The 22,860-nt window shown below is 63.5% G+C and carries 19 protein-coding genes; 5 read left to right on the top strand and 14 right to left on the bottom strand.

From position 1 onward, the window contains the following. On the bottom strand, nt 1-252 hold a 252-nt coding region (locus LB516_RS18260; protein ID WP_224644085.1), incomplete at its 3' end, for a hypothetical protein. Between the two features lie 202 nt (nt 253-454). On the opposite strand from LB516_RS18260, the gene LB516_RS18265 reads away from it, so the two are divergent. Next, a complete protein-coding gene (locus LB516_RS18265; protein WP_015315610.1) occupies nt 455-2,425 on the top strand; it encodes a M23 family metallopeptidase in 1,971 nt (656 codons plus the stop codon). 3 nt (nt 2,426-2,428) lie between these two features. Here the strand turns inward: LB516_RS18265 and LB516_RS18270 are convergent, their stop codons facing one another. Beyond that, nucleotides 2,429-3,994 (bottom strand): MFS transporter, encoded by a 1,566-nt coding sequence (locus tag LB516_RS18270; protein ID WP_224720132.1) that lies wholly within the window; start codon nt 3,992-3,994, stop codon nt 2,429-2,431. A gap of 254 nt (nt 3,995-4,248) precedes the next feature. On the opposite strand from LB516_RS18270, the gene LB516_RS18275 reads away from it, so the two are divergent. Then, nucleotides 4,249-4,881, top strand: a complete 633-nt coding sequence (locus tag LB516_RS18275) for a TMEM175 family protein (RefSeq protein ID WP_140616877.1) — start codon at nt 4,249-4,251, stop codon at nt 4,879-4,881. Between the two features lie 52 nt (nt 4,882-4,933). Here the strand turns inward: LB516_RS18275 and LB516_RS18280 are convergent, their stop codons facing one another. From LB516_RS18280 to LB516_RS18315, 8 genes are all read right to left on the bottom strand, one after another. After that, nucleotides 4,934-6,418 (bottom strand): L,D-transpeptidase family protein, encoded by a 1,485-nt coding sequence (locus LB516_RS18280; RefSeq protein ID WP_224720133.1) that lies wholly within the window; start codon nt 6,416-6,418, stop codon nt 4,934-4,936. A gap of 147 nt (nt 6,419-6,565) precedes the next feature. Next, nucleotides 6,566-6,931: an MmcQ/YjbR family DNA-binding protein gene (locus LB516_RS18285; protein ID WP_015315606.1), complete on the bottom strand. Its 366-nt coding sequence runs from the start codon at nt 6,929-6,931 to the stop codon at nt 6,566-6,568. A 58-nt stretch (nt 6,932-6,989) separates the two neighbouring features. Beyond that, nucleotides 6,990-9,596, bottom strand: coding sequence for an ATP-dependent chaperone ClpB (gene clpB / locus LB516_RS18290; RefSeq protein ID WP_224720134.1), 2,607 nt, complete (start codon nt 9,594-9,596; stop codon nt 6,990-6,992). Nucleotides 9,597-9,814: 218 nt separating this feature from the next. Further along, nucleotides 9,815-10,807 (bottom strand): DUF4167 domain-containing protein, encoded by a 993-nt coding sequence (locus tag LB516_RS18295; protein WP_015315604.1) that lies wholly within the window; start codon nt 10,805-10,807, stop codon nt 9,815-9,817. Nucleotides 10,808-11,110: 303 nt separating this feature from the next. Beyond that, complete coding sequence (gene prmC, locus LB516_RS18300; protein ID WP_140787777.1) at nt 11,111-11,989, bottom strand: peptide chain release factor N(5)-glutamine methyltransferase; 879 nt, start codon at nt 11,987-11,989, stop codon at nt 11,111-11,113. Beyond that, nucleotides 11,982-13,061, bottom strand: coding sequence for a peptide chain release factor 1 (gene prfA, locus LB516_RS18305; RefSeq protein WP_015315602.1), 1,080 nt, complete (start codon nt 13,059-13,061; stop codon nt 11,982-11,984). The genes prmC and prfA overlap by 8 nt, the downstream gene beginning before the upstream one ends. Nucleotides 13,062-13,071: 10 nt before the next feature. After that, nucleotides 13,072-15,342 (bottom strand): phosphoenolpyruvate--protein phosphotransferase, encoded by a 2,271-nt coding sequence (gene ptsP / locus LB516_RS18310; protein ID WP_140662767.1) that lies wholly within the window; start codon nt 15,340-15,342, stop codon nt 13,072-13,074. A gap of 81 nt (nt 15,343-15,423) precedes the next feature. Then, on the bottom strand, nt 15,424-16,677 hold the full coding sequence (locus tag LB516_RS18315) for an aspartate kinase (RefSeq protein ID WP_015315600.1): 1,254 nt from the start codon (nt 16,675-16,677) through the stop codon (nt 15,424-15,426). A gap of 243 nt (nt 16,678-16,920) precedes the next feature. Here LB516_RS18315 and LB516_RS18320 point away from each other — a divergent pair, with 243 nt between their 5' ends. Further along, a complete protein-coding gene (locus LB516_RS18320; RefSeq protein ID WP_224720135.1) occupies nt 16,921-18,759 on the top strand; it encodes a CHASE3 domain-containing protein in 1,839 nt (612 codons plus the stop codon). Nucleotides 18,760-18,961: 202 nt separating this feature from the next. Further along, nucleotides 18,962-19,711: a bifunctional 2-polyprenyl-6-hydroxyphenol methylase/3-demethylubiquinol 3-O-methyltransferase UbiG gene (ubiG, locus tag LB516_RS18325; RefSeq protein ID WP_224720136.1), complete on the top strand. Its 750-nt coding sequence runs from the start codon at nt 18,962-18,964 to the stop codon at nt 19,709-19,711. 76 nt (nt 19,712-19,787) lie between these two features. Here ubiG and LB516_RS18330 read toward each other — a convergent pair whose 3' ends face one another. Beyond that, nucleotides 19,788-20,678: a DMT family transporter gene (locus LB516_RS18330; protein ID WP_224586950.1), complete on the bottom strand. Its 891-nt coding sequence runs from the start codon at nt 20,676-20,678 to the stop codon at nt 19,788-19,790. Between the two features lie 100 nt (nt 20,679-20,778). On the opposite strand from LB516_RS18330, the gene LB516_RS18335 reads away from it, so the two are divergent. Continuing rightward, nucleotides 20,779-21,264, top strand: a complete 486-nt coding sequence (locus LB516_RS18335; RefSeq protein WP_224720137.1) for a MarR family winged helix-turn-helix transcriptional regulator — start codon at nt 20,779-20,781, stop codon at nt 21,262-21,264. Between the two features lie 4 nt (nt 21,265-21,268). Here LB516_RS18335 and LB516_RS18340 read toward each other — a convergent pair whose 3' ends face one another. The 3 genes from LB516_RS18340 to grxC are packed head-to-tail and all read right to left on the bottom strand — an operon-like array spanning nt 21,269 to nt 22,849. Then, a complete protein-coding gene (locus LB516_RS18340) occupies nt 21,269-21,694 on the bottom strand; it encodes a DUF1178 family protein (RefSeq protein WP_023770735.1) in 426 nt (141 codons plus the stop codon). Continuing rightward, nucleotides 21,691-22,569 carry a carbon-nitrogen hydrolase family protein gene (locus LB516_RS18345; protein WP_015315594.1) on the bottom strand — a complete coding sequence of 293 codons (879 nt, stop codon included), beginning with the start codon at nt 22,567-22,569 and terminating at the stop codon, nt 21,691-21,693. The genes LB516_RS18340 and LB516_RS18345 overlap by 4 nt, the downstream gene beginning before the upstream one ends. 10 nt (nt 22,570-22,579) lie before the next feature. Beyond that, on the bottom strand, nt 22,580-22,849 hold the full coding sequence (gene grxC / locus LB516_RS18350; RefSeq protein WP_127280365.1) for a glutaredoxin 3: 270 nt from the start codon (nt 22,847-22,849) through the stop codon (nt 22,580-22,582). Nucleotides 22,850-22,860 lie beyond the last annotated feature (11 nt).

The following is a 22,860-nucleotide window of genomic DNA, read 5'->3' on the forward strand; positions in this document are numbered from 1 at the left end:
CGGCGCACCGCCCTCGTTCGTGAGGCGTATATAGTCGCCACCAACCAAAACTGTCAACACCGTTCCCAAATGTTTTTGAACTTTTTGCGACAGAAATTTCGGGCGCGCTTTGTCGATAGCCGGCTGCCCCAGGGGAACACGGGACAACAGGAGGAGGAGGCCACGAAGGAGCCCTATTGCCGCCGCATTGCCGTTCGACACCAGGGCCAGCAAAAGAGGGCGCGAGCACAGCCGTGCAATGCCCTCTTCCAAGAGCGCCGTAAGGGCGTGCGCGAGAGCCTTGTGGATGAAGGCACGCCGCCCGCTTTTAGAAGTGCTCTATAAGATGAAGTGCACGAGGGGAATTCGACCGGGGCCTGAGGCTTCGTTGACTTAACCTGCCGTGATAGGCAAATGTCATGGCCACAACAAAAGCGACAAGCCGTTCCGCCCGGGGAAGAAGCAGCCTTTCTGGATGCCAGATACGGAAGATGTCATAGCCGAACTCGGCAATGAGCCGCCGCTTATCGCGGACGGCCGCAGCGGCCCGCCCGATCGGCGTGAGGTTTCTGCGCGCTGGCTGTCGGGAACATTCCTCACCGGTGTAACCTCGAGCGTGCTGATGGGCGTCGCGCTGTTCGCCGCCCTCGATGGTCGCCAGCAACTGGCGACCCCACCCGAGATCGCCGAACTGATCGGCCTTGCCAGCAACGGCGATTCCGGCGAAGTGGCAAAGACCACCAGGCTGGTGGCGCCGCGCCAGATCGCCAAGGCAAAGGATCGCCGCCGCATGGAAGTGTCGATGGTCACCAAGGTCGGCGACCGCGATGTCATCCACACCATGCCTTTCGTGCAGATCAAGATGGCACTCGCAGCAGGCCACACCACCAGCCGGGCCTACCCCCCTTTCGACCCGATGCAGGTGTTCGGCGACGACGGCGACGATGCATCGGCGCAGCCGGCGACAGCGTCGGCCGCCTCTGGCCAGATCTACGGCGCCAAGGTCGAAAGCGAAATGAGCCTGAAGACCGTGGATTTCCCCATCGCGACGGCTTCCTTCGACGAGAAGAGCGACCTGTCGGCCGACGAAGTCGAAAAAGTGGTACGCGAAGCCGGCACCGACCTAAGCGACGGCGCCGTGCAGGTGGCTTCGCTTCATTATGTCGATCCGCAGCGATTCGGCGAAGCCTTTGCCGAGAGCATGGCCGGCTCCTACGATGTGAAGATCGTGCCGGAAAATGTCTCCGTATCGCCACGCGCCAACGCGGACGACCAGGCACCGGCTTTCGCCGAGGAAATCATCCCCTTCACCAAAGACACCGACCTCACGGAGGCTTTCGCCGATTCGGGCTACACGGGCGATGATGCCACCGGCATGGCCGAAGCGATCGCCAAGTTGCTCAACGCGCCGGCGCTCAAGGCAGGTACCGTGCTGCGTGTTGGCCTCGAGGTCCACGGCGATGCCGCCAAGGTCGTGCGCACAAGCGTCTATGACAAGACCACGCATATCGTCACCATCGCGCTCGACGACCGCGGCCAGTACGTGCCGGCCCAGGAGCCCGAGCCCAATCCCGAATTGCTGACCGCATTCGACGATTCGTCGGCGCCGGTAGTGGTGCGCGGCAATCTGCCCAACGTCTATGACGGCATCTACCGCGCCGCCTATTCCTACGGCATGTCCAAGGCGATGACCCAGCGGCTGATCAAGCTCCTGGCATCCGATGTCGATTTCCAGTCCCGCCTCAATCCCTCCGACCGCCTTGAAGTGCTGTTCTCGCAGCCTGATGGCGACGACCAGACCTCGGACAATTCCGAGCTTCTCTATGTCTCGGCGACCTTCGGCGGCACGACGCGCAATTTCTACCGCTTCCAGATGCAGGATGGCAGCACGGACTATTTCGACGAAGACGGCTCGAGCGCCCAGCAGTTCCTGCTGCGCAATCCGCTGCCCGCCGGAAAGTTCCGCTCCGGCTTCGGCGCCCGCAAGCATCCGATCCTCGGCTATGTCCGCATGCACACAGGCGTCGACTGGGCAGCCCCGATCGGCACACCGATCATCGCCGCCGGCAATGGCGTCATCGAGAAGGTCGGCTGGGCCGGCGGCTATGGCAAGCAGATCATCATTCGCCATGCCAATGGCTACGAGACCTCGTACAATCACCAGAGTGCCTTTGCCAAAGGTATGGAGCCGGGCATGCATGTGCGTCAGGGCCAGACTATCGGCTATCTCGGCCAGACCGGCCTGGCCACAGGCCCGCACCTGCACTACGAGTTGATCGTCAATGGCACCAAAGTCGATCCGATGCGCGTCCGTCTACCGGTCGGCAAGGTGCTGAAGGGCGACGATCTCGTCGCCTTCAAGCGCGAGCGCGAGCGCATCGACGATCTGCTGAAACAGGAAGATGGCAATTCGCTGAAGGTCGCCAGCGCCAAGATCGAAGGCTGAGACTCAGCCTTCGCCCTGCCGAGGTTCGGCGCGCCGCGACCACGGCAGCGCTTCGCCCGAAATCGTCGTCCAGGCAATGACAGCGGAAAGCAGGCATAGCAGCGCCGTCACCAAGGAGATGGCGGAAAAGGCTGCGTCGCTGGCGGCGATCCTCGCCGCATCGAGTGCCGGCGAAAGTCCTGCCGGTGGCGGTTCGCCGAAGCCAGGCACGCCGGGCGCGGCATTTACCTCCAGGCCATTGGCGTAAATCCAGGCAGCGAGCGACCCCATCGCTGCCACCGCGATCAAACCGCCGATGCGTGAGACGGCGTTGTTGATGCCGGAAGCCGCGCCGGTGTCCTTGTCTTCCACCGCCGTCATGATGGCGGTGGACAATGGCGATACGACCAACGCCATGCCAAGCCCCATCAGCGCCATCAAGGGGAAGATGCCGGTCCAGAAATGGTGAAAGCCGGCATAGGCGAGCAAGGCCAGCCCGGCGAAGGCAACCGCCACGATCAGGCTGCCGCAGGCAATGGGAAAACGGGGCCCGATCCGGTCCGACAGCTTGCCGACGGCCCCCGACAGAAGCGCGATCGCCGCCGACAGCGGCAGGAAGATGAAGCCGACCTCGGCGGTGCTCAGTCCCCAGCCTGCGATCAGCAGCATCGGCAGATAAAAAAGATTGGCTGACAGTGCGAAATAGAGAAAGAACGTCGCGACGTTGGCGCCGGCGAAAGCACCGATGCGAAACAGGCTGAGATCTATCATCGGCTCGCGCTGCCGCCGCTCGAAGAGGATGAAGACGACAAGCAGCACGGCGCCGGCGGCAATGCTTGGACCGGCCATCTGGCTCTCGCCGCTGGCGCTCATTGAAGTCAGCCCATAGGCAAGCGCGCCGAAGGCCAGAGTCGCAAGCGCCCCGCCCGCAAGGTCAAGACTGCGTTTCTCCGTCGGCGCATCGGCCGGAATTTTGGCGAGCAGCAGATAGATCGAGACCAGGCCGAGCGGCAGATTGACGGCAAAGATCGCCCGCCAGATGCCGCCGCCGAAGGCCGACAGCACCAGGCCACCGAGCACGGGGCCGAGAGCGGTGGTCAGCGCCGAGGCCGCCGCCCAGATGCCGATCGCCCTGCCGCGTTCCTTCTTCGGATAGGCCTTGGCGATAATCGCGAGACTGCCCGGCACCATGATCGCGGCGCCGATGCCCTGGAGCGCGCGAAATGCGATCAGCACGACAGCGTTCGGCGCCAGCGCGCAGGCAAGCGAGGTCACGACGAACAGCGCAATGCCGGCCACGAAAGCATGGCGCAGCCCGAACCGATCGCCTGCGGCACCGCCGGCAAGGATCAGCGCCGAGAGTGTCAGCGCATAGGCATTGGAAATCCACTGTGCCTCGGCAAGGCTGGCGCCGAGGTCGACGCGGATCGCCGGCATGGCTATCGCCAGGATCGATCCGTCGATGAAGCCGAGCGCCGAGGCCAGGATCGCCGCGATCAACACATAACGCCGCTGCGATTGCGGGCAGAACGTGCCATTCGCGACCGGAGCGGTCAGCGGAACGGCGGCGGCTTGATTGGGCGCATGCATGCCACCCTCATTAGACCGTCGGCGCGGCGGCAACAACCGGCCAGCGGCTTGTTGTCCTTGAAACCAGCCATATTGCCAGGGATTGCATCTGCCCCGATGCAAACCGCGGCAGTCATGCTAATGCATGTCGCGCAAAAGTGACCTCGGCTTTTGCGACAACGACATGCATCAGGCAAGATTTAAAGCGCGTCGCATGAATCCGTTTCGACGAGACGCGCTTTAGGTTTTCCAGGACCCGCGGGCAGGAGAAATCGATGAAGCGTCCGCTCGAAGCATCGGTTGAGGGGCGCGGCCGTATTGTCGGTATCACCGATGGCGTGTTCGCAATCGCGCTCACCCTGATCGTGCTCGAGATCAGGGTGCCGGCGCATGAGGCGATCCACTCCGAATATGATCTGCTCGCCGCCATCGCGGCACTCGCGCCACGCTTCCTCACCTATGCCTTGAGCTTTCTGACCCTGACCATCTTCTGGTTCGGCCAGCAGGCCCAGCATGGTCTGATCGCCAAATCCGACAGACGGCTGGCCACGCTGAACCTCTGCTTTCTCGCCTTCATCGCGCTCTTGCCGTTCTCGACCGACCTTCTGGCCGATTTTCTGGAATTCAGGACCGCGGTGCTGGTTTACTGGCTCAACCTCTTGATGCTCGGCATCACGCTGTTCGTCAGTTGGCGGTATGCGGAGAAAAGCGGCCTTGTCGCGGAGGACGTCGATGCGGAAACGAAACGCACGGTCTACCTGCGCATCGTCAAGGCGCAGATCCTGTGGGCCGTCGGCGCCGCACTTTGCCTGATCACCCCGTTGGCGAGCGTAGGCTTCATTCTGGTGGTGCAGTTGATCTACGCGGCAACGCCGAATGTGAAGTGGGTGCGCAGGATCATTGGTTGAAATTTATGTTGAGATTCAGGTCAGGCCGGCATCGCCTGAATATCGACATACCCTACTCGACGAACTCCACAGGCACGCCCGGCGAGACCAGCTTGGCCAGTTCACGCGCGTCCCAATTGGTCAGGCGCACGCAGCCATGGCTCTCGGTCTTGCCTATCTTCGAGGGCTCTGGCGTGCCGTGGATGCCGTAAGTCGGCTTGTCCAGGGCGATCCACACCGATCCGACCGGGCCATTCGGCCCAGGCGGAATGGTCAGGATCTTGTTGTTCTCGCCCTGCTTGAAGTTGATGTTGGGGTTGTAGGTGTAGTTCGGATCGAGCGCAACACGCGACACGGCATGGATGCCGGTCGGGGATGGCGTGTCCGATGAGCCGATGGTGGCGGGGTAGGCCGCGACCAGCTTGCCCGACCCGTCATAGGCAAAGACTTCCTTCTTGCCCTTGTCGGCGACGATGCGGGCAACCGGGGTAGAAACCAGTTTGCCGAAATTCGCGACCTTGATGATCGTGCCCGGACGATTGAAGTTGGCGTCCGGATTGAGCGCCTTGAGATAGTTCTCGTCCATGTGGAAGCGCTCGGCCAGCGCCTCGGTGACGGAGGTGAAGCCCATGCGGTCGAGTTGCGCCTTCTGGCTGTAGTCTTCCGGGATCGACGCGACATAGGGGCCGGCCGCATCCTCCGCGGTGATGGTGTAGTTGGCGAACGCGTCGCCACCGGACTGCGACAATGCGGCCTGGATGCCGACCGAATCGGTCGATTTGAGGCTGCTGCCGTTGATCTGATTGTAGGCCGCCAGCGCCTTGTCGACATTCGAACCGAAGCGCCCGTCGATGACGCCAGGCGAAGCCCCGCCCCGGTCGAGCAGCACCTGCAGCGCCGCGACATCCTGGCGTGCGCCCAACGAAAGCGACGGGTCGACCGACGTCTTGCCGCCGGCCTTTGGCGGCGATGCCGCCTGGTCGGAGGGCGCTGCCTGGTCCGTCGGGTCTGCCGGCCGGACGGGGTCTATCGACGCCTCGTTCAGCGGTTGGCGCTTGATTGTACCCGGCTGCGGCGCGTCGGGATAATTGTTGTCGTAGCTGCCGTCGTCCTGCGGTGCCGGCGGATAGGCATCGACTGAACCATTTCCGTCAGGATCGTATTCGTCGGCGGGCGGTGGAATGACCCGGCCTTCCTCTTCCAGCTGTCTGCGGCGGAAGCGGGCCATGTCCTGGGGATCGTCGAGATAGTAACGGTCATCGTCGGCGGGTGCGCGGCCAAGTTCGCGCATCCGGCTCTCTCGGCGCAGCGCCCGCCGGTCGAGCCGTGTCTGTGGCGGCTGGATGGCGATCACCTTGCCGGTGTCCGAATCGACGATGACGCGATTGCCCCTGGCATCGTAATAAATGTCGAGATTGCCGTCCTGGGCGAGCAGAATGCCGCCGCTCCCGGACGTGCGGACAGGCTGGGCGGCACCGTCATGCGTCGGCGCGGCGAACGCACTGGAAAACACCAGTCCCGCGGCAAGCGCCGAAAGGGTGAAGATACTGCGCAGCATCGTGCGAAACTCTCCGGTCCGTATGTGCCGCCGCCGGCATTGTTCAGTTCGGCGAACCCTTCGCCAGCAAACCAGTTACCCACCATATGGTTCCAACATGAACCGGGCATGAAGATGGCGGTTTTCCGGCGCCTCGGGGAATATTGGCTAGCTTGCGCCAAGCCCCAATTCCTTGCGCGCCTGCTTCGTCAGCTTAAGGGCAACAAGGCGGTGGCTCTCGCGCAGATAGTCCTCCAGCGCACCATCATCCATGCTCTGGCTTGTCTGACGCTGGATCCACTTCATGCCGCGGGAGGCAAGATAGGGCGCGGGGCGCAGGCCCGGCTGCTCCTTGAGCACGTCATAGGCGATGTCGGAGCATTTGAAGGTGACGAAGAGCTGCCGACCCTGATCCCAGCCACCGATCGCAAACACCTTGGTCCCGACCTTCCAGACATGGGCGCCGCCCCATTGCACCACGTGGTTCGTTGCAGGCAACGAAGCGCAGAAGCCGTTGTAGTCGTCCAGCGTCATCAATCCCCCGCCAATTGCATGAAAACGCCGCGCGTCCGGTGGACGCGCGGCGTTTGAATCAGGCCGCGACCTCGGCCGCGACGATCGCCGGCTTGGAGCGGAAATTCAGCCGGTCGGAACCGGCCGTGACCTTGACAGTCGAGCCGTCCAGGATCTCGCCGAGCAGGATCTTTTCCGCCAGCGGATCCTGCAGTTCCTTCTGCATCACCCGCTTCAGCGGCCGGGCACCATAAGCGGGGTCGTAACCCTTGGCCGCCAGCCACTCGATCGCCTCGGGATCCAGCGACAGCATGATCTTGCGATCCGTCAGCAGGCTCTCGAGCCGCTTGAGCTGGATCTCGACGATACGGTCCATGTCCTTGCGGCGCAGCCGGTGGAACAGGATCACCTCGTCGACGCGATTGAGGAACTCCGGCCGGAACGATGCCCTGACCACGCCCATCACTTCGTCTCGTACGGCATCGACATCCTGATCCTCGCCGAGATTGACGAGATATTCGGCGCCCAAATTAGACGTCATGATGATCAGTGTGTTGCGGAAGTCGACGGTGCGGCCCTGCCCGTCGGTGAGCCGGCCGTCATCGAGCACCTGCAACAGCACGTTGAAGACATCCGGATGCGCCTTTTCGATCTCGTCGAACAGCACGACCTGATAGGGCCGGCGCCGCACCGCTTCGGTCAGCGCACCGCCTTCCTCATAGCCGACATAGCCGGGAGGCGCGCCGATCAGCCGGGCGACGGAGTGCTTCTCCATGTATTCGGACATATCGATGCGCGCCAGCGCCGTCTCATCGTCGAACAGGAAATTGGCCAAAGCCTTGGTCAGTTCCGTCTTGCCGACGCCGGTAGGCCCGAGGAACATGAACGAGCCGATCGGCCGGTTCGGATCCTGAAGGCCCGCACGGGCACGCCGCACCGCCTTGGAAACGGCCTGCACCGCTTCGCCCTGGCCGACGACACGCTTGCCGATCTCGTCTTCCATGCGCAGCAGCTTGTCACGCTCGCCCTGCAGCATCTTGTCGACCGGAATGCCGGTCCAGCGCGACACGATATGGGCGACGTGGTCGGGCGTGACCACTTCCTCGACCATGCCGGCCTTGCCGTCCTGGGCTTCGGCCTCCTTCAGCTTCTTTTCCAGTTCCGGGATCTTGCCATAGGCAAGCTCGCCGGCGCGCTGGAACTCACCCTTGCGCTGGGCAATGGCAAGGTCGTTGCGCGCTTCGTCGAGCTGCTTCTTCAAGTCGGCCGCTAGCCCGAGCTTCTGCTTCTCGGCCTGCCACTTCGCGGTGATCTCTGTCGATTCCTCTTCCAGGCCGACAAGTTCCTTTTCCAGGCGGGCGAGCCGGTCCTTCGAGGCATCGTCCGTCTCGACCTTCAACGCTTCGCGTTCAATCTTGAGCTGCATGATGCGGCGGTCGATCTCGTCCAGCGCTTCGGGCTTGGAATCGACCTGCATCCTGAGCCGCGAGGCGGCTTCGTCGACGAGGTCGATCGCCTTGTCCGGCAGGAAGCGGTCGGCGATGTAGCGGTTGGACAATGTCGCCGCCGCCACCAGTGCCGAATCCGAGATACGCACCTTGTGGTGCTGCTCGTATTTCTCCTTCAGGCCGCGCAGGATCGAGACCGTGTCCTCCACTGTCGGCTCGTCGACGAAGACGGGCTGGAAACGGCGGGCAAGAGCGGGATCCTTCTCGACATGCTTCCTGTATTCATCGAGCGTGGTGGCGCCGACGCAGTGCAGTTCGCCGCGCGCCAGCGCGGGCTTCAGGAGATTCGACGCATCCATGGCACCATCGGCCTTGCCGGCGCCGACCAGCGTGTGCATCTCATCAATGAACAGGATGATGTTGCCACTGGCCGAAGTGACCTCCGAAAGCACAGCCTTCAGCCGCTCCTCGAATTCGCCGCGATATTTGGCACCGGCAATCAGCGCGCCCATGTCGAGCGCCATCAACTGCTTGTCCTTCAGCGATTCCGGCACGTCGCCATTGACGATGCGCAGCGCCAGCCCTTCGGCGATCGCCGTCTTGCCGACGCCCGGCTCGCCGATCAGCACCGGGTTGTTCTTGGTGCGGCGCGACAGCACCTGGATGGTGCGTCGAATCTCGTCGTCGCGGCCAATCACGGGGTCGAGCTTGCCCGCGCGTGCGTCCGCGGTGAGGTCGCGTGCGTATTTCTTCAGCGCGTCATAGCCCTGTTCGGCACTCGCCGAATCGGCGGTGCGGCCCTTGCGGACGTCGTTGATGACCTGGTTCAGCGCCTGCGCGGTGACACCGGCCTTGGCCAGGATTTCGGCCGTCTTGGCCGATTTCTCCATGGCAAGCGCCTGCAGCAGCCGCTCGACGGTGACAAAGCTGTCGCCGGCCTTCTTGGCCAGTTCTTCGGCGGTCGAGAACACCTTGGCCAGCGGCTGTGCCAGATAGAGCTGGCCATTGCCGCCCTCCACCTTGGGCATCGCCTCGAGCGCCGTCTCGACGCCGAGCTTGACATCGCGGACATTGCCGCCGGCGCGCTCGATCAACGACGCGGCCAGGCCTTCGTCATCGTCGACGAGCACTTTCAGAATGTGTTCGGGGGTGAATTGCTGGTGGTTGCGCGAGAGCGCCATGGTCTGCGCGGACTGGATAAAGCCGCGCACGCGCTCTGAGTATTTCTCAAGGTTCATATTTGTCTCCTTCCATCACCGGCCCGCTTTGCGGCACCGGATCAGATTGCGGTGACGGACCCGCCCATTCGAGCCGGATCCTGTTCAGGCCAGATATGGTGCATGGACCCTTGCCCCTCAAGATGTCGCAATATGGCAGGCGCATAATATTCCACGTCAGCCCAAACGAAAACGGCGGAGATTTCTCTCCGCCGCTCAAGGCCTTGAATGCCGTTCGCTCAGTTGTCGATGTCGGAAACCACGGGTTCGGCACCGCCGCTGTCGACCGGAGCCGCCGCTGTCTCGGCCGCATCCCCATTTTCGCTGCCGCTCTCGACCTGATCGGCATTGGTGCGCGGACGGCGCGGACGCCGTGGACGGCGGGCAGCACCGCTTTCGGCGGCCGCCTCATTGAGTTCGGCCTGGGCGGCCAGACCTGCCGGTGAAAAATTCTCGAACCGTGGAGCCGGCTCGGCCGCCGCGACGGTCTCGGGCGGCGAAGCGGCCTCTGCCTGGCCTTCTGTCTGCCCCGGGGCCTCGTTGCGCTGTTGCTGGCCGCCCTGTTCGGGTGAAGCGTAGTCGCGCTGGCCGTAGCCGCCATTGGGGCGGCGATCGCGATGGCGCCCGCCACTGTTGTCGCGGCCGCCATTGTTGCGACCGTTATTGTCACGCCCGCTGTTGTCGCGCCCGCTATTGTCGCGATTGTCGCGACCGTTTTCCCGGTTCAGCGCAACCTCCGCAGGCATGCCCTCGATCACCGGCTGCGGACCTGCGCCATGGTTGATCACGGGGAGCTGTGGATCGGAACCGGCATTGCCGCTGCTATTTCCCGCCCCACTGTTGCCGGCCCCACTGCCGGCATTGTCGAACTCGTCGCGATCGTCGTCGCCGTCCTCGTCGAACTCGTCGCGTGCCTGCTGGACGTTCTGGATCGGCATCTGCGCCTGCGCGGCGGCAATGATGCGATTGTAGTGTTCAGCGTGCTGGAGGTAGTTCTCCGCCATCACCCGGTCGCCGGAGCTGTGCGAGTCACGGGCAAGCGTGGCGTATTTTTCGGCAATCTGCTGAGCCGATCCACGGATTTTCACGTCCGGGCCGTTGCTCTCGTAATTGCGCGTAAGCGGATTCGGCCCCTTGCGGTTGTTGTTATTGTTGTTGTTATTGTTATTGCCACCGCCGCCGCCATTGTTGTTGCGACCGCGCATGCGCCTGTTCTGCTGTTGTGGCCTCATTCGACTCTCTTCATCTTGAAATTTTGAAAAACTCTTCACGAACGGAGGCGCTCATGCAGCCAGCCGTTTCGTTTCTTCACCGGCGTTCGCCCGCATCGATTGCGTTGGCGCCACGTGTCATCCTGTTTCCGGTTACATCACTTGCCGGACGATTCCCGCACGAAGCTTGGGCGTCGTTTGCGCAAGAAGGCAGCTATTTCCAAGGAAAAACCGAATCGCTAAGAGCACTGCCTGCTTCGTCTCATCCGGTTAGGCGACCCTAGCCGCATTCCCCGGTATTGCCAAGCCTTTTTTTGCACTGCGTCAAGACGTTGCCCGTTGAAAAACAAGAACCCTGTCGTTTCCGCCGAGATCGCTAAAAACCTCGCCAGCCGCGTAACCGGCTGCGCGAAATATATCGTTGACGTCGTTGCTTTGCGTGTGGCCGATCTCGACCGCAATCCTGCCTTCGGCTTCCAGAAACCTTGCCGCCTCGGCGGCGATGATCCTGTAGGGGTTCAGCCCATCCACACCGCCATCAAGGGCAAGGCGCGGGTCGAAATCGCGGACTTCGTCCTGCAGATTTCCAATCTCTTGTGTTGGTATATAGGGAGGGTTTGCGGCAATTACATGGTACCGGCCGGAAACTTTTTCAAACCAGTCCGACTGAACCGCCGTGAACCGGCCGCCGAGGCCGAATTGCCCGGCATTGCGGGCCGCCGTGGCCAGAGCGCCGGCGGAGATGTCGACACCGGTGGCGGTCGCGGCCGGCACGACGCTCAGCAACGCCAGGGCGATCGCGCCCGTGCCGGTGCCGAGATCGAGGATGCGGCATGTGCCCTCCCGCGCGGCCATTGCCTTGACGAAGGGCAGCACCGCCTCGACCAGCGTTTCGGTGTCCGGTCGCGGCTCCAGCGTCTCCGGCGACAGCGACAAGCGCAAACCGTAGAACTCGCGATAGCCGAGGATGCGATGCACCGGCTCGCCACGGGCTCGCCGTCTCAGGGCGCCGTCGATCGCGGCGATGGCGTTCCCGTCGATCTTGCACGCGGGGTCGGCGATCGCCTGGGTGCGCGTCGTGCCGGAATAGTGTTCGACGATCAGCCGCGCATCGAGCGCGGGATCATTGATGCCGGCTGCGGCAAGCCGGGTCCGCGCTTCCCGCAGCAGCGGCCCCAGCGCCGCGGGCGGATGGTCAGCCATCGATGCCGATATCGGCCAGCAGCTTCGACTGATGATCGGCGATCAGCGCGTCGACGATTTCGTCGAGTTCACCCATCATCACCCGGTCGAGTTTGTAGAGCGTCAGGTTGATGCGATGGTCGGTGACCCGGCCCTGCGGAAAATTGTAGGTGCGGATGCGCTCGGAGCGGTCGCCGGAACCGACCTGCGACTTGCGCGACTCGGAACGCTCCTCATCCGCCTTGCTGCGCTCCATGTCATAGAGCCGGGCGCGCAGGATCTGCATGGCCTTGGCCCGGTTCTGGTGCTGCGACTTCTCCGCCTGCACCACCATGATGCCGGTCGGCAGATGGGTGATGCGGACCGCGGAATCGGTGGTGTTGACGTGCTGGCCGCCGGAGCCCGAGGCACGCATCGTGTCGATGCGGATGTCCTCGGCCCTGATATCGATGTCAACCTCTTCGGCTTCCGGCAGCACGGCGACTGTGGCGGCTGACGTGTGGATGCGCCCGCTGGCCTCGGTGGCCGGCACGCGCTGGACGCGATGCACCCCGGATTCGAATTTCAGATGGGCGAACACACCTTTACCGGAGATCGTGGCGATGATTTCCTTGAAGCCGCCGGCATCGCCGTCGCTGGCCGATACCGTTTCGAACCGCCAGCCGCGTTCGGCGGCATAGCGCTCATACATGCGAAACAGGTCGCCGGCGAAGAGTGCCGCCTCATCGCCGCCGGTGCCGGCGCGAATTTCAAGAATGGCGTTCTTGTCGTCGGCGGCATCCCTGGGCAGGAGCAGGATCTGGATGTCTTTCTGCAGCGTCTCGATGCGCTCCTCGACGCCGGGCAGATCTGCTTCGGCAAGCGCTCGCATCTCAGCGTCGGTGCCCTTGTCGGCGAGCATCGCTTCGAGGTCGGCCTGCTCGTGCTCGGCAGAGCGCAATTCCCTGACCTTGGCCACCATCTCCTGCAACTCGGCATATTCCGATGCCATCCTCACATAGGCATCCGGCGCCGGCCCGGCCGACATCTGCGCTTCGAGCATCTCGAAACGCTTGACGACTTGATCCATACGATCGCGGGGCAAATTGACCATGATGAGGGTGCTACAACGGGATCGAGCGGTCGTCGGCGAAGGCCTGCAGCAATGCCCGCATCGGCAGCCCTTGCGCCGGCGCCATCAGATTGTCGTCGAAGAAAGCCTTCAGCTCCTCCAGCGGCAGCTCCGTCAGCATGGCCTTGACCGGACCGATCGAGGCCGGCGACATCGAGATCGAGCGGAAACCGAGGCCGATCAGCGCCATCGCCGAGATCGGCTTGCCGGCGAGTTCACCACACAGGGTGACCGGCGTATGATTGCGGGCGCCGGCGTCGGCGATCTGCTTGAGCACGCGCAGGAATGGCGCCGACAACGTATCGAAGCGGTTGGCCAGTTGCGTGTTGCCGCGATCGACCGCCATGACGAACTGGAACAGGTCGTTCGATCCGACCGAGACGAAGTCGACCGCCTTCATCAGTTCGTCGAGCTGGAACAGAAGCGACGGCACTTCCAGCATGGCGCCCAGCTTGAGACTGGTCGGCAGATGATGGGCGAAGCGTGAGAGATGCCGCACCTCGCGGTCGATGATTTCGCGCGCCTGGGCGATTTCGCCGAGCTCGGTCACCATCGGCAGCATCAGCTTGAGCTCGCGCCCGCCGCTGGCCTTGAGCAAGGCGCGGATCTGGGTGCGCAGCAAACCCGGCCGATCGAGCGTCAGGCGGATCGCCCGCCAGCCGAGCGCCGGATTCTCTTCCTGGACCGCGCCCTTGAAATAGGGCAGCACCTTGTCGCCACCAATGTCGATGGTGCGGAAGGTGACCGGCTTGCCGCGCGCTGCCTCGAGCACGTCGCGGTAGAGTTTTTCCTGGGCTTCGGCGCGTGGAAAGGTCGACGCGACCATGAACTGCAGTTCCGTGCGGAACAGGCCAATGCCGGCGGCGCCCGCCTCCGCCAACTGCGGCAGGTCGACGGCAAGCCCGGCATTCATCAGCAGGTCGACCTGGACCCCGTCCCGAGTCGTCGACGGCTTCTTGCGCAGTTCGCGGTAGACCTCCTGCCGGCGCGCCCGGAACCGCACCTTCTCGGCATAGGCGGCTTCAAGATCGGATTGCGGCCGCAGATGGATCGCGCCTTCCTCGCCGTCGACGATGATGGCATCGCCGTTTTCCGCCATGGAAACGGCGCCTTTCATCTGGCCGGCGACGGGAATGCCCATGGCGCGCGCGACGATGACGACATGGCTGGTCGCCGCGCCATCCTCCAGCACCAGCCCGCGCAGCTTGTCGCGAGGATAGTCGAGCAGTTCGGCAGCGCCCATCGAGCGGGCGACGATGATGGCGTCCTTGGGCAGCGAGGCCGCGACATCCTCGGGTCCACGTCCCATCAGCTGGCGCAACAGCCGGTTGGCGAGATCGTCGAAATCGCTCATCCGCTCGCGCAGATAGGGATCGGTCATGTGCAGCATGCGGGCGCGCATGTCGCTCTGAACTTTTTCCACCGCCGCCTCGGCAGTCAGGCCGTTACGGATCGCCTCTTCCAGGCGCCGTACCCAGCCCCGGTCGTTGGCGAACATGCGGTAGGCTTCCAGCACCTGGCGGTGCTCGCCCTCGAAGGCGACATCGCGGCGCTCCAGCATGTCGTCGATGGAAAGCCGCAGAGAACCAAGCGAGGCTTCGAGCCGCCGGACCTCCTCCTCGCTGTCCTCGTTGAACAAATTGGTGACGACGATACGCGGCTCGTGCAGCACGACATGACCGAGCCCGACGCCATCGTTGAAGGACAGGCCGGTGAAGCTGACAGGCCGGCGCAGGTCGAGTTCGAGGCCAGGCCGGGTCAGCCGCGCCAGATCGCCGGTGGCGATCATCTCGGCGATGACCATGGCCGTGGTTTCCAGCGCCTCGACCTCATCGTCGCGGTAGTGGCGCATGGTCTTGTTCTGGACGACCAGGACGCCCAGCGTGCGCCCTGCCCTGAGCACCGGCACGCCGAGGAAGGAATTGTAGATCTCCTCCCCGGTCTCCGGCAGGTAGGCGAAGGCCGGGTGTTCTTGCGCGTTGGACAGGTTGAGCGGCCTGGCACTCGCGGCAATGGTGCCGACCAGGCCTTGCCCTAGCCGCAGCTGCGCCAGATGGACGGCGTTCGGGTTCAGACCTTCGGTGGCGTAGAGCTCCAGCACCGAATCGGCGCGCAGCACGTAGAGCGAGCAGACTTCCGCGACCATGTTGGAGGCGATGTCGCGCACAATCCGGTCGAGCCGCTCCTGCGGCTCCAGCGGCTCCTGCATGAGCTCGCGGAGCCGTTTCAGCAAAACGCGCGGGCCAACGGCCGTGTCACGCATCGCGGCTTCTTCTCCAATAGACTTCTTGCCGGGGCAGTTTCCGCCGCGCCCGGCAAGTGCGCAACAGCTGATTCAGTCCTGCTACTGCTTATCCAGACCGTAGACGGAATGCAAAGTGCGAACCGCAAGTTCCGTATAGGGACCGTCGATCAGTATCGAAATCTTGATCTCGGAGGTGGTGATGGCGCGGATGTTGATCGCCTTGTCGGCCAGCGCCTTGAAGGCGGTGGCGGCGACGCCGGCATGGCTCCGCATGCCGATGCCGATGACCGAGACCTTCGACATGCCGGCTTCCGACTGTACGACATCGTAGCCAATCTCGGCTTTCAGCCGGTCGAGCACGGCCAGCGCCTTGTCCACATCGCCCGACGGCACGGTGAAGGTCATGTCGGTCAGCTTGCCGTCCTCGGAAATGTTCTGGACGATCATGTCGACATTGATGTTGGCCTCGGCCAGCGGTCCGAAAATGCCGGCGGCGACGCCCGGCCGGTCGCCGACGCGGCGCAGCGAAATCTGGGCCTCGTCCTTGGCATAGGCAATTCCGGTGACGACCTGCTGTTCCACGATCTCTTCCTCGTCGCAAATGAGCGTTCCCGGAGGATTGAGCAAATCCCCCATTCCGGGCGCATCGGGATCGTCGAAGGACGACCGCACGAAGGTACGCACCCTGTGCACCATGGCAAGCTCGACCGAACGCACCTGCAGAACCTTGGCGCCGAGCGACGCCATTTCAAGCATTTCCTCGAACGATATCTTGGCCAGCCGCCGCGCTTTGGGCTCGATGCGCGGATCGGTGGTGTAGACCCCGTCGACGTCGGTATAGATGTCGCAGCGGTCGGCCTTGACCGCGGCGGCGATCGCCACGGCGCTGGTATCGGAGCCGCCACGTCCGAGCGTGGCGATGCGGTTGTCCGGCCCGATGCCCTGGAAACCGGCGATGACAGCCACCTGGCCTTCGCCGAAGCGCTTGACCAGGAAGGCGCCGTCGATGTCGAGGATGCGCGCCGCGCCATGCGCGTTGTCGGTCTTGATCGGAATCTGCCAGCCCTGCCAGGAGCGCGCATGCACGCCCATGTTCTGCAAGGTGATGGCGAGAAGGCCAGCCGTGACCTGTTCGCCGGAAGCGACGACCGCGTCATATTCGCGGGCATCGTGCATCGGTGAGGCCTCGCGGGTCCAGCCGACCAGCTCGTTGGTCTTGCCGGCCATCGCCGAAACCACCACAGCCACCTCGTGACCGGCGTCGACCTCGCGTTTGACGTGACGTGCCACGTTGCGGATGCGAGCGATGTCGGCGACGGAGGTCCCGCCGAATTTCATCACGATACGCGCCATGGAAGCGAAATGCCTTTGACTGGAGCCGGCCCGCGGCCGAAAATGGAAGAAAAGCGTCCGGCTGCCGCCGGCCACTGAATGCGCGGCCTCCATAGCCAAATGAGGAAGGTTTCGCAAGGCTGACGGCGGATTGCATAACAGCACGACATATTGCCTTCCGGCCCGGCGCCGCTTACCAAATGCTGCCCGCGGGAAATTGCTTTTGGTTCGGCATAACGGATGATTGCTCGGCTTCGGCGCGCCATGCGATTGCAATCGCTCCCGCTTGTCGCGGGCTTTGCGGTGCTGGCACTGATCGTCGGCACCCGTGCGGTGCTCGTCGAGAGCCAAAGGGCCAATCGTGCCGCCGCACGTGAGACAATCGAGTACCAGGAGCAGCTTTCCGGGCTGCTTTCATTGGCGCAGGAGGCCCAGAGTGGTCAGCGCGGCTACCTGCTGACCGGTGAAAAATCGTATCTGGAGCCTTACCGGAAGGCCGTCGAGGCAATTCCGGGACAATTGGCGCGGGTCGACAGCGCGACCGCTCCCGACGATCAGATCGCCCAGCAGATCGGCCACATCAAGGACGCGCTTTCGCAACAGCAGGCCGACCTGGCCGAAACCATAGCTCTTTACGAGCGAGGCGATGCGGCAAAGGCCCTGCAACTGGTCCGCAGTGGCCAGGGCAAGGCCGCCATGGACGAGATGCGGGCCAGCATGGACACAATCCGACGCATCGGCGCCGCCGCGGTGGCCGCGCGCGACGAGCGTACCGACCGGGTCGAGGCCTGGCTGCGGATCGGCTCATTGGCCGCGTTGCTGGCGATTTTCCTGCTTGCCGCCTACACCATACGTCAATCCCGTCGCCGCTTCCACGAGGTGGTCGTCGCCCAGCAAGAGCTGATGCGCAAGAACATCGAACTCGGCAACGAGATCCAGACGCGTGAAAACGCCGAATCCCAGATACGCCAGATGCAGAAGATGGAGGCTGTCGGACAGCTGACAGGCGGCATCGCCCACGACTTCAACAACATGCTGGCGGTGATCCTCAGCGCCATGAACCTTGCCCAGCGCAAGCTGAAGCGGGGCGAGCATGACATCGAAAAACTCGTCGAGGCCGCGACCGACGCGGCCAGCCGCGCCGCCAACCTGACATCCCGCCTGCTTGCCTTCTCCCGCCTGCAGCCTCTGGCGCCGCAGGTTGTCGACATCAACGGGCTGTTGACCGGCATGTCCGATCTTCTGCGCCGGACCTTGGGTGAAGGCATCCGCATCGAGACAGTATTAGCGGGCGGCCTGTGGAAAACCCACGCCGATCCCAGCCAGATCGAGAACGCGATCCTCAATCTGGCCGTCAATTCCCGCGACGCCATGGACAATGAGGGCAAGCTGACCATCGAGACTGTCAACAGCCACCTCGACGACGGCTATGCATCGACGCACGCCGAAGTCACGCCTGGCCAATATGTGATGATCGCGGTAACCGACACCGGCGCGGGCATGTCGCCCGAGACCATCGCCAGGGCCTTCGAACCCTTCTTCACGACCAAGCCGGTCAACAAGGGCACGGGACTTGGGCTGAGCCAGGTGTTCGGCTTCGTCAAACAATCGGGCGGCCACGTCAAGATCTACTCCGAGCCCGGCGAAGGCACGACGATCAAGGTCTACCTGCCCCGGTTTTTCGGAGCCGAGGAGCCGGCAGCGCCCGTCGGGCGCGACAAGAGCGCCGCCAAGGTCACCGAGACGATCCTCGTCGTCGAGGATGACCCCCGCGTGCGGGCCTCCACGACGGATGTCATGCGCGAACTCGGCTACATCGTCATCCATGCGGGAAGCGGACCGGAGGCCCTTCAGAAGCTCGCCGCGACACCAGGCATCGCCCTGCTTTTCACCGACATCGTCATGCCGGTGATGAATGGCCGCAAGCTCGCTGAGGAAGCGCTCGCGCGCCAGCCCGGGCTGGAAGTGGTCTTCACCACCGGCTTCACCAGGAACGCCGTGGTCCACAACGGCATGCTCGATCATGACGTGCACTTCCTGGCCAAGCCGTTCACCATCGAGCAGTTGGCGGCCAAGCTGCGTGATGTTCTGGACACGAAATAAGCCGGGCCTTTGATCGCCCAGCCACTTGTCAGCAGAGGAAAATGTTGCCTTGACATTCGATGCCTCACGCCCGACTTCCTAGCGCATGACCCCGAAATCGACTTCGATTTCGGAAAGGGATCATGCGCAGAATCAAAGTGCTACAGCGTCCTTTGCGCGTCCGAAGGACGCGCGGCGCTGTAGCGTCCGAGGAGACCAACCGATGCCTGAGCCCCGACGATCGACGATCGATGCCGGAGAGGTGGAACGCTTTTCCGCCCTTGCCGCCGAATGGTGGAACCCGAACGGCAAGTTTCGTCCGCTGCACAAATTCAATCCGGTCCGGCTTTCCTATATCCGCGACCAGATCGCGGCGCGCTTCGGCCGCGACCCACGGGCGGCGCGGCCGTTCGAGGGCCTGCGCATCCTCGACATCGGCTGCGGCGGTGGCCTTTTGTGCGAGCCGATGGCGCGGCTCGGTGCCGAGGTGGTCGGAGCGGACGCGTCCGAAACAAACATCGAAGTGGCGAAACTGCATGCCGCCGAGGGCAATGTCAGCGTCGACTATCGTGCCACGACGGCGGAAGATCTCGCCGAGGCCGGTGAAAAATTCGATGTCATCCTCAACATGGAAGTGGTCGAACATGTCGCCGATATCGACCTGTTCGTCGCCAAATGCGGCGAGATGGTCAAACCCGGCGGCATCATGTTCGTGGCCACTATCAACCGCACGCTCAAGGCGCTCGGCCTCGCCATCATCGGCGCCGAATATGTGTTGCGCTGGCTGCCGCGCGGCACCCACCAATTCGGCAAGCTGGTGCGCCCGGAAGAGCTGGAAAAGGCGCTGCGCGGCGCCGGCCTGATCATCATCGACCGCACCGGCGTTACCTACAATCCGCTTGCCGACCGCTGGGCGCGGTCGAAGGACATGGACGTCAACTACATGGTGCTGGCGGAGAAGGGATCGGTCTGAACAGCCAATCCTCGGCCAGCCTAGGCCGGAGCCCGGCGGTGACGCTGACGGCAGTGCGGCGTGCGCCTCGAAGCCATCAGGCTTTCTGGCTCTGCGCCTTGGTGGTGATGAACACGCCCGCGGTGATGATGACGGCGCCGACCCAGGTCAGCAGTTGATAGTGTTCACCAAGGAAGATCGTGCCGGCAAACAGTCCGACCGCTGCCGCGACATAGCCGATCTGGCTGAGATAGACCGGACCGCCAACCGCCTGCAGCCGGAAGAAGAAAGCAAACATCGCCGATGCCGAGGCCATCTGCGCCACGACGATGAGCGGCACGGCGCCAAGCTGGACGAAGGCCTTGCCTCCGAGCAAGGTCAGGATGCCGACGAGCAGCATCGCCGCGGACGCCAGATGGCTGCCGACCGCGAGTTCGATGGGACCGGTTCCTTCCGGCCAGTCGATGGTGCGGTAGATGTTGCCGGCGGCAAGGCTGACCGGGATCAGCAGCCCCGTCACCACCCAGAACAGATCGGCCGGCTGGCCAGCCTCGCCGCGCGTCACCGCCACCATGACGGCGCCGACAAAGCCGACGGCGATGCCAGATATGCCCAGCATGTTGGGGCGCCGGACGCCGAGCAGGATCGAAAACACCAGTGTGATCACCGGCGACAGCGTGAACATGATGCCGGTGTAGCCGGCGCCCAGATGCGGAATGGCCGAAAACATCAGGAGATTGGGGACGGCATAGGACACTGCCGCGGTGACGAAGAAATAGCGCAGTTTGTGCGGGGTGAGCCGGATGCGCTGACCACGCGCCAGCAGCACCCCCAAAAGCACGCCGCCAGCGCCGAGCGAGATGACAAAGGCCCAGACCATGGCCGGCACGCCGGCCGCCGTGGCGAGCTTGCCGAAGGGCAGCGTCAGGCCCAGCAGGCCGCCGGTGACAACCAGCAGGCCGAGCGCCGAATCCCAGAGATATTTCATGATGGAACCCTATGGGTGGCACAGCCTCTTGGCCGGCGTTGAATATTAAGATAAGATAATGGAAAGATTCTTAACGTCAAGATACATTATGGTGAGATAGATGGACCGCGCTGGGAAAGCCATCGAGCAATGGCAGCGGGAACGGCCGGACCTGGATGTATCGCCGATGGCCGTGATCGGGCGTCTGAATGAGGTCTCCTCGCTGATAGCACGCGATCGCCTCGCCCCGCTGTTCGCCCATTTCGGACTGCAGGCGGGAGAGTTCGATGTATTGGCGACGCTGCGCCGCTCCGGCTCGCCTTACGCGCTGACGCCGACCGCTCTCTATGAAGCGACGATGGTGACATCAGGCGCCATGACCAACCGGCTCGACCGGTTGGAAAAGGCCGGATTGATCCTGCGTGCACCGCACCCCAACGATCGGCGCGGCATCGTCGTGCGGCTGACCAAAAAGGGGCTCGCCTTGATCGACGAGGCCGTTGCGGCCCATGTGGCGAACGAGCATGAGATCCTGTCCGGCCTGACACAGACCGAACGGGAAACGCTTTCGCACCTGCTGGAAAAGTTGATCGGCAGCGTGAGCTGATCGCTCAGTTCCGGTCGTCCGGAAACACCGGGATCGGCATGAACTCGACGCCATCCTCGGCCAGGCCCTTGGCCTCCTCCAGCGTCGCCTCGCCATAGATGCCGCGCGCATCGGTTTCGCCGAAATGGATCTTGCGCGCTTCCTCGGCGAACTTGTCGCCGACATAGTCGGCGTTTTCGCGCACCTTCTCGGCCATCGCCTTCAGCTGCGCCAGCGCCTGCTTCTGCGCCTCGCCCATGGCAAGCGCTATGGTTTCCTGCTTGCGGGCCGTGGAAACGGCCGGGGCCATCAGCGCCTTCTCGACCTTGTGCGAGCCGCAGCTGGGGCAATCGACAAAACCGCGCTTCTTCTGCGTGTCGAAATCGTCATTGCTGCGAAACCAACCCTCGAACTCATGCTCGTTTTCGCAGATCAGGGAAAAGCGGATCAAGATGCGGCGCCCCTGAGACGCGGCCCCTCGCCGGTATTGATGGTGAAATCCCGCGCATTCCTGAGATTGGGGATCTTCTTGCGCGCGGCAAGCGACTGCGCCGGGTCGATCTCCGCGACAATCACCGCTGGCTCGTCATGCGCGGCTTCGGCGATGATGCGGCCCCACGGATCGACGATCAGCGAATGCCCATAGGTCTCGCGGCCGTCCTCGTGCAGGCCGCCTTGCGCGGCGGCGACGACATAGGCGCCGTTCTCAATGGCGCGTGCCCTGAGCAGCACATGCCAATGCGCTTCGCCGGTCTGGCGGGTGAAGGCCGCGGGCACGGTCAGCACCTCGGCGCCGGCCATCGCTTCGGCACGGAACAATTGCGGAAAACGCAGGTCGTAACAGACGGCAAAGCCTAGTTTCGCATCGTTGATCGGGATAACGACGGCTTCGGTCCCCGGCTCATAGGCGGCGGATTCGCGCCAGCTTTCGCCGTTATCGAGGTCGACGTCGAACATGTGGATCTTGTCGTAGGTGGCGAGCGTCGCGCCATCGGGTCCGAACAGGAGCGCGCGGTTGGCGAGCTTGCCGTCGGCGCGCAGTATGGCGGTCGAGCCAACGTGCAGGAAGATGCCAAGCTCACTGGCGAGCTTCCGCGCGGTTGCGACAACGATGTCCTTGTCCTGCGAGGTGAAGGAGGCGGCACGCGCTTCCTTGTCGCGGATCAGCGCGCCGGTCATCTCCGGCGTCTGGATATAGATCGCGCCCTGGCCCGCGGCCTCGCGCACCAGCCGCTCCATATCGGCCGCATTGCGCTCGGGGCTCTCGCCTGAACGCATCTGCACTGCCGCCGCCTTGAAAACACCCGCCGTCTTGAAAACACCCATTGTCATACCCTCAAATCGACGAGCCGTTGGCGAGCAGTTTGTCCAGTCGGCCTTCTGCCTCCAGATCATGGAGGTCGTCGCAGCCACCGACATGTGTGTCACCTATGAAAATCTGCGGAAAGGTCGTGCGCCCGTGCGCTCGCGACATCATCTCTTGGCGCAGTTCCGGGGAGAAGGAAGCGTCGTGCTCGGTATAGGCGACGCCTTTGCGCTCCAGCAACCGCTTGGCCGCCGTGCAGTAGCCGCACATCATGCGCGTATAGATCGTGACATCGACCATGACGAGTTCCG

Source organism: Mesorhizobium sp. CO1-1-7 (genome assembly GCF_020164885.1).
Taxonomy (GTDB): Bacteria; Pseudomonadota; Alphaproteobacteria; order Rhizobiales; family Rhizobiaceae; genus Mesorhizobium; species Mesorhizobium australicum.